The organism is Mesorhizobium sp. M7A.F.Ca.ET.027.03.2.1 (assembly GCF_003999175.1).
In the GTDB taxonomy this organism is placed as follows: Bacteria; Pseudomonadota; Alphaproteobacteria; order Rhizobiales; family Rhizobiaceae; genus Mesorhizobium.
The window spans coordinates 1-6,698 of the sequence record NZ_RZOM01000235.1; the positions used below are offsets into that span (position 1 = coordinate 1).

Here is a 6,698-nt window from a genome sequence, read left to right on the forward strand (position 1 = left end):
GCGGCTGATGCATTTTGCTCTGTGTTCCATCTGGGCAAGGGATACCTGCCGCTAAAATAGGCGATCCCCGGTTGTTTTTCCATGCCAAGTTTCGGCGTGTCGCATGGGCCACGAAACGGCCTGTTAGACTATAGTTGCAGGGCAGCCGGGCTTCGCCGTCAAATCGGGCCGCCGTGCTGGACTCGACTTCTTGCCCGTGTATTGTCTCGAACGAACCGACACGGAAACCGAGGATTTCCTGACGTCGGCCTGTTGATCCAAAAGGGAGGAACTTCATGGATCGTCGTTCATTCATTCGCAAGGCCGGTGTCACCGGCGTCGGTGCCGCCGCGGCGGCGGCCACGCTGGCGGCGCCCGCAATAGCCCAGTCCAATCCCAAGGTGACATGGCGGCTGGCGTCGTCCTTCCCGAAGTCGCTCGACACCATCTATGGCGGTGCCGAGGTGTTCTCCAAGATGCTGTCGGAAGCCACCGACGGTAACTTCCAGATCCAGGTCTTCGCCGCCGGAGAGCTGGTGCCAGGCCTGCAGGCCGCAGACGCCACCACGGCCGGCACGGTCGAGGCCTGTCATACGGTGGCATATTATTACTGGGGCAAGGACCCGACATGGGCGCTGGGTGCGGCGGTTCCCTTTTCGCTCAACGCACGCGGCATGAATGCCTGGCATTACCATGGCGGCGGCATCGACCTGTTCAACGAGTTTCTCGCCACGCAGGGCCTTTTCGGCCTGCCGGGCGGCAACACCGGCGTCCAGATGGGCGGCTGGTTCCGCAAGGAAATCAACACGGTGGCCGACCTTTCCGGCCTCAAGATGCGAATCGGCGGTTTTGCCGGCAAGGTGGTGCAGAAGCTCGGCGTCGTGCCGCAGCAGATCGCCGGCGGTGATATCTATCCCGCGCTGGAGAAAGGCACCATCGACGCGGCCGAATGGGTTGGTCCCTATGACGACGAGAAGCTCGGCTTCTATAAGGTCGCGCCCTATTATTACTATCCCGGCTGGTGGGAGGGCGGCCCGACCGTCCACCTGATGTTCAACAAGGCGAAGTACGAAGAACTTTCGCCGACGTACAAGTCGCTGCTGCACACTGCCGCGCAGGCGGCCGACGCCAACATGCTGCAGAAATACGATTATCTGAACCCTGCGGCGGTGAAGCGACTGGTAGCCGGCGGCGCGAAACTGCGCCCGTTCAGCCAGGAGATCATGGCCGCCTGCTTCGAAAAGGCCAACGAGGTCTATACCGAAATGGAAGCCTCCAACGCCCCGTTCAAGAAGATCTGGGAATCGATCAAGGGCTTCCGCAAGGAGCATTATCTCTGGGCGCAGGTGGCCGAATACAATTACGACACCTTCATGATGGTCCAGCAGCGCAACGGCAAGCTGTAGTCGGCCGGACTTCTGCTCAAAAGCTCTCTGGGCGGAACCCGCTCAGGGAGCTTTTCTGTATATACCGGAGGCGAAACCGGCGGTTCAGCCTCGGCGCGGCACCACCAGAACCTTGACCTCGCCGGGCGCCGGCGGATTGGCGATCACCGCTGGCGCTTCTTCAAGCGACACCTGCCTGGAGATCAGCCTATCGATCTCGATCGTGCCGGAAGCAATGAGTTCGGCGGCACGGCGATGGGTGTAGGGATTGAGGAAGGAACCGAGCACCTTCAGTTCCCGGAACAGCAGGTCGAACGGCTCGAATTCAGCTTTCACGCCTTGCGGCGTCACGCCGACGATGACGACCGTGCCACCGGCGCGGGCCAGCCGCATCGACTGCTCGACGGTCTCTCGCACGCCCGCACATTCGAAGACGACGTCGACACCGCCTGGCACCAGCCCCACCGGTCCGGCGATGGCATCGATGACATCGGCGGTGGTTGGATCGATAGTCATTGTCGCGCCGAGGTCCTCGGCGAGGGCGCGCCGCGAGGCTTGCCTGGTCGACAGGATGATGGTCGTGGCTCCCGCCAATCTTGCCAGCTGCACGGTGAGCAGGCCGATCACGCCGCCGCCAAGCACGACCACCGAGCTGCCCGGTTTGATCCCGGCAAGGTCGACGCCGTGCAGGCAACAGCCGAGCGGCTCGCAGAACGCGCCGTGCATGGGATCGAGGCCCGCAGGCAGGACGAAAGCCTGCTTCTGCGGCAAGGCAAGGTATTCGGCAAAGCCGCCGTCGCGATGAATGCCGATGGCGCGCAGATTGCTGCAGAGATTGATTTGTCCCGCGTGACAACGCGCGCAGCGCCCGCAGGCGATGTTGGGGTCGCCGGTGACACGATCGCCGATGGCAAAACCCGAGACCGATTTTCCGATCGCCTCGACGAGACCGGAGAACTCATGGCCGGGCGTCACCGGCGGCGTGCACGGAAATTCGCCGTGAAACAGATGCCGATCCGTGCCGCAGACGCCGCAGGCTTCGATGCGCACCAGCAGCTCATCCGCACCGATGTCAGGCATGTCGACGTCGCGCAGCGTGATGCCGCCCACTGCTTCCAGCCGCACCGCTTTCATGGTTTTGACCATGCCGGTTCAGTTGAAGCTTGGCGGTTGCGACAGGTCGGGCTGTGGCGTTGCCGGCTTGGCCGGCGGCGCGTCGCCGAAGCTCGGCGGCTGCGACAGATCGGGGGCGGCGGGAGCCGTGCCGCCGCTGGCAGGCGCTGCGCCATCCGCCGGCGGCGTGCCGAGCGGCGACAGGCCGGGCATCTCCGGCACCTGGTAGTCGATCGTGCCCGGATCGACGGTCGTTCCCTTGTAGTGCATCACCATTTGCGGGAAGGCGATGGTCAACCCGATCATGATCACCTGGATGCAGACAAAGGGCACCGCGCCCCAATAGATCTGCCCGGTGGTCACCGGCGCGATTTGTTTGCCGGTGAGACGATCGAGATAGGGCACGCGCGCAGCCACCGAACGCAGGTAGAACAGCGCGAAGCCGAAGGGCGGGTGCATGAAGCTGGTCTGCATGTTGACGCCCAGGAGCACGCCGAACCAGATCAGGTCGATGCCGAGCTTGTCGGCGGCGGGCGCCAGCAGCGGTACGATGATGAACGCCAATTCGAAGAAGTCGAGGAAGAAAGCGAGGAAGAAGACGAGCATGTTGACGCCGATCAGGAAGCCGACCTCGCCGCCCGGCAGCGACGTCAAAAGGTGCTCGACCCAGATGTGGCCGTTGACGCCGTAGAAGGTCAGTGAGAACACCCGTGCGCCGATCAGGATGAAAAGCACGAAGGACGATAGCCTTGTCGTCGAGGCCAGTGCCTGCTTGACGACGTCAAGCGACAAGCGCCCCTTTGCCGCCGCCATGATCAAGGCGCCAACGGAACCCATGGCGCCGCCTTCGGTCGGCGTGGCGATGCCCAGGAAGATGGTGCCCAGCACCAGGAAGATCAGCGCCAGCGGGGGGATCAGCACGATGATCACCTGCTGCGCGAGCCTGGACATCATGTTGAAATTCAGGCGTTTGTCGGCAATGGCGACGATGTAGATGAACAGGACTCCGGCAGTCGCGCCGAGAATGTCGGCATTGTCGCCATGCGCCGGCGCCAGATAACGATATGCCGCGTAGGAAACCGCTGATGTGACGAGCAAAGCCACCAGCAGCGACATCACGCCATGGCCGAGTGTACGGGCCTCGAGCGGCAGCGCCGGCATCGAGTTCGGCCGGATGATCGACATGATCAGGATGTAGGACATATAGAGGACGGTGAGCACGAGGCCGGGGATCAGCGCGCCGGCATACATGTCGCCGACCGAACGGCCGAGCTGGTCGGCAAGCACGATCAGCACCAGCGACGGCGGGATGATCTGGGCAAGCGTGCCGGAGGCGGCAATGACACCGGATGCGAGCCGGCGGTCATAGCCATAGCGCAGCATGATCGGCAGCGAGATAAGGCCCATGGCGATGACGGAAGCCGCCACCACGCCGGTGGTCGCCGCCAAGAGCGCGCCGACGAAGATCACCGCATAGGCAAGGCCACCGCGGATTGGCCCGAACAGCTGGCCGATCGTGTCGAGCAGGTCTTCGGCCATGCCCGATCGCTCGAGCACGATGCCCATGAAGGTGAAGAACGGGATGGCCAGCAGCGTGTCGTTCGACATCACCCGGCTGCCGTAGAAATTATCCGGCAATGCGTGCAGGAGCGGCCAGGCGAGGTTGATCGATCCTCCGGAATAAGGCGACAGCAGCACGCCGATGAAGAAGAACATCAAGCCGTTGGCGGCCAGGGAAAAAGCGACGGGGTAGCCGATCAGCAGGAAGATGATCAGCGAAGCGAACATGATCGGCGCCATGTTCTGCGCGATGAACTCCATCACGAGCGCACCTCGTCGGCCAGCGCCTTGGCTTCGAGTTCGGCCTGCTCATGCACCGATATGAAGGGATTGGGGTCGTCCATGTCTCCGCGCATGATGGCGATCTTCTTGATGATCTCGGAGATGCCCTGCAGCGCGAGCAGGAAAAAACCGACGAGCAGGATGGCCTTGGCTGGCCAGATGATCAGACCACCGGAATTGTTGGACATCTCGCCGCTGCGAAACGACAGCGACACATAGGGCACGAAATAGATCACCATCAACGTCACGAACGGCATCAGGAAAAAGAGATGCCCGAGCAGGTCGATCCAGTGCTGCACGCGGCGTGAAAACAGGCCGTAGACGACGTCGATGCGGATATGCTCGTTCTGCTTCAGCGTATAGGCGGCGGCCAGCATGAAGGCGGCGCCGAACAGATACCATTGCAGCTCGAGCCAGGCGTTCGAGGATATGTCGAACACCTTGCGGATAATGGCGTTGGCGGCGCTCACCAGGATCGCCAGCAGGATCAGCCACGATATCCACTTGCCGATGAATTCGTTGGCGCGATCAATTGTCCTGGATAGAGCAAGAAGCCCTGCCATGCATTCCTCCCTTGTACCGGAGGCGTGCCGGCTTCCCCCTTTTGTCCGTCACGCCGCGTGGTCCAACGGTATGCCGCGCGTGGACTGACGGGTCAACAAGGATAGAGGGAGCAAATATCATCACATGGCAGACAGTGCCCAATACCGGCGATCTGCCCTGGCGTCATGCAACCAAAGTCTGACGTTTCAGGCGATTTTGCCGGTGTCGCGGCCGGCGCCGATCAGGATCAGCGTCGTGACCAGGAACAGATACATCCACGCGTCGCGCCATTCGACCGGGAAATAGCCGGCCCACAGCGATTCGGCCATGCCGAAGGCGGCCGCGCCGAGTGCCGCGCGCGACGGCGAGAGATAGCCGCCGACCGCCGTCACGAACAGGATTTTCAGGCCATAGACGAGGCCCGAGCCGAAGCTGACATTGCCGTAATAGAGCCCGGCCATCACACCGGCCAGCGCGGCGCAGAAGCCGCCGAACAGGACCGCGTGCCGGAACACCGCGCGCACGTCGACGCCGCACATAGCGGCTGCCCTGGGGTCGTCGGAGACGGCGCGCCAGCGCCGTCCGAAGCTCGACCGGGCAAATGCCCAGCTGGCCAGCGCGATTGCCGCCACCACCACGGCGCAGTCGATGAGCTGGATGAGCGTCAGCGTTGCCCTGAAGGTGGCGCCCTGCGCGAAAACGATAGGCTGCGCCAGCATCGGCGGCAGCCACAGATCGTGCGTGTCGGCGGCGATGCGGCTCGCTTCGGACAGCAGCAGCAGGATGCCGAGCGTCGTCACCACGATTGCATTGGGTGTGCGGTTGGCCAAAGGTTCGAAGACACTGCGCGACAGCACGTGGCTGATCAGCGCGGCATAGAAGAACGCAGCGACGACGCCGAGCGCCACCGCCGCCAGCAGCGTCAGCCACAGCATCTGATAGCCGAAGGCGGCGGTCAGGATCATCGTCTGGCCGCAAAAGGCGAACAACGCGCCATAGGCGAGATTGGTGCGGTGCAGGATGCCGTTGGTCAGCACATAGCCAAAGGCGAGCAGCGCATAAAGCGCGCCCGAATGCAGCCCGTTCAGCACCTGCTGGAAGAAATAGAGCATGCAAAACCTCGAAGCATGCCGCCCAAAAGTGCGAAGCGGTCCTGGCCAACGACAGGCTCAAAAGGCTGCGAAGACCATCGCAGCCCAGAGTGAGGGTGCATCGCTGAATCTAACTTGTCAAATATGATTTATAGGTTAGATTTTCGCCATGACGGTATCCTGGACCCCGCACCGCTTCACCGGCGGCCTGCTTGCGCTCGACACAGCGAACACCGTCGTGCTGCGCGGCGATCCGGGGCGAACCTTCGATCGCTTCGACGATCCGGCCGAGATTGCCCGCTTCGCCGATGCGGCGAGCCGCTTTCGCGCTGCCGAACTTGGCGATAGGCCATTGGCGGTATCCTCGGCGGTGGCGATCGCACCCGTCGTGCTGTCGATCCGCGAGGCGACCGACCGGCTGTTTCGTGATGCGGCGTCGAAGGGCGCGGTTGCCACCACTGATCTGCCCGGATTCCTGAGAGCCTGCGCCGATGGCCTTGCTGGCAGCCGGACCGACATCGGTGCGCCGGGGAGACCGTTCGGTGATCCCCTGACGCCGATCGCCTTCGAGGCGGCACTGGCGGTTTCGGCGTTGTCGCTTCTGCGTGACGACACCGTCGCGAGGCTGAGGATCTGTCCCAATTGCACCTGGCTGTTCGTCGACAGAAGCCGCAATTCCAGCCGCCTTTGGTGCGACATGGCGGTGTGCGGCAACAGGCGGAAGGCAAGCCGTCACTACCATCGC

General features: G+C 62.9%; 7 protein-coding genes. 2 read left to right on the plus strand and 5 right to left on the minus strand.

Annotated features, from left to right (window positions below; all coding sequences use genetic code 11):
• Positions 1 to 277: hypothetical protein (locus EN750_RS39945; protein WP_210212741.1), on the minus strand; the 277-nt coding region annotated here is incomplete at its 3' end.
• On the opposite strand from EN750_RS39945, the gene EN750_RS12805 reads away from it, so the two are divergent.
• Entirely contained in the window at positions 276 to 1,385 is a 1,110-nt protein-coding gene (locus EN750_RS12805) for a TRAP transporter substrate-binding protein (RefSeq protein WP_013528215.1), read from the plus strand. The genes EN750_RS39945 and EN750_RS12805 overlap by 2 nt on opposite strands.
• An 84-nt stretch (positions 1,386 to 1,469) precedes the next feature.
• Here the strand turns inward: EN750_RS12805 and EN750_RS12810 are convergent, their stop codons facing one another.
• The 4 genes from EN750_RS12810 to EN750_RS12825 form a co-directional block, all read right to left on the minus strand.
• Positions 1,470 to 2,498, minus strand: coding sequence for a zinc-dependent alcohol dehydrogenase family protein (locus EN750_RS12810; RefSeq protein ID WP_164873918.1), 1,029 nt, complete (start codon positions 2,496 to 2,498; stop codon positions 1,470 to 1,472).
• Between the two features lie 18 nt (positions 2,499 to 2,516).
• The gene (locus tag EN750_RS12815) at positions 2,517 to 4,301 is read right to left on the minus strand and encodes a TRAP transporter large permease subunit (protein ID WP_189526169.1); all 1,785 of its coding nucleotides are present in this window, start codon (positions 4,299 to 4,301) and stop codon (positions 2,517 to 2,519) included.
• Complete coding sequence (locus tag EN750_RS12820; protein ID WP_127266510.1) at positions 4,298 to 4,882, minus strand: TRAP transporter small permease subunit; 585 nt, start codon at positions 4,880 to 4,882, stop codon at positions 4,298 to 4,300. The genes EN750_RS12815 and EN750_RS12820 overlap by 4 nt, the downstream gene beginning before the upstream one ends.
• A 186-nt stretch (positions 4,883 to 5,068) precedes the next feature.
• On the minus strand, positions 5,069 to 5,974 hold the full coding sequence (locus tag EN750_RS12825; RefSeq protein WP_127396629.1) for a branched-chain amino acid ABC transporter permease: 906 nt from the start codon (positions 5,972 to 5,974) through the stop codon (positions 5,069 to 5,071).
• A gap of 148 nt (positions 5,975 to 6,122) precedes the next feature.
• Between EN750_RS12825 and EN750_RS12830 the strand changes: the two genes are divergently transcribed.
• Positions 6,123 to 6,698 (plus strand): CGNR zinc finger domain-containing protein (locus EN750_RS12830; RefSeq protein WP_127396630.1); only part of this gene is annotated, 576 nt, incomplete at its 3' end.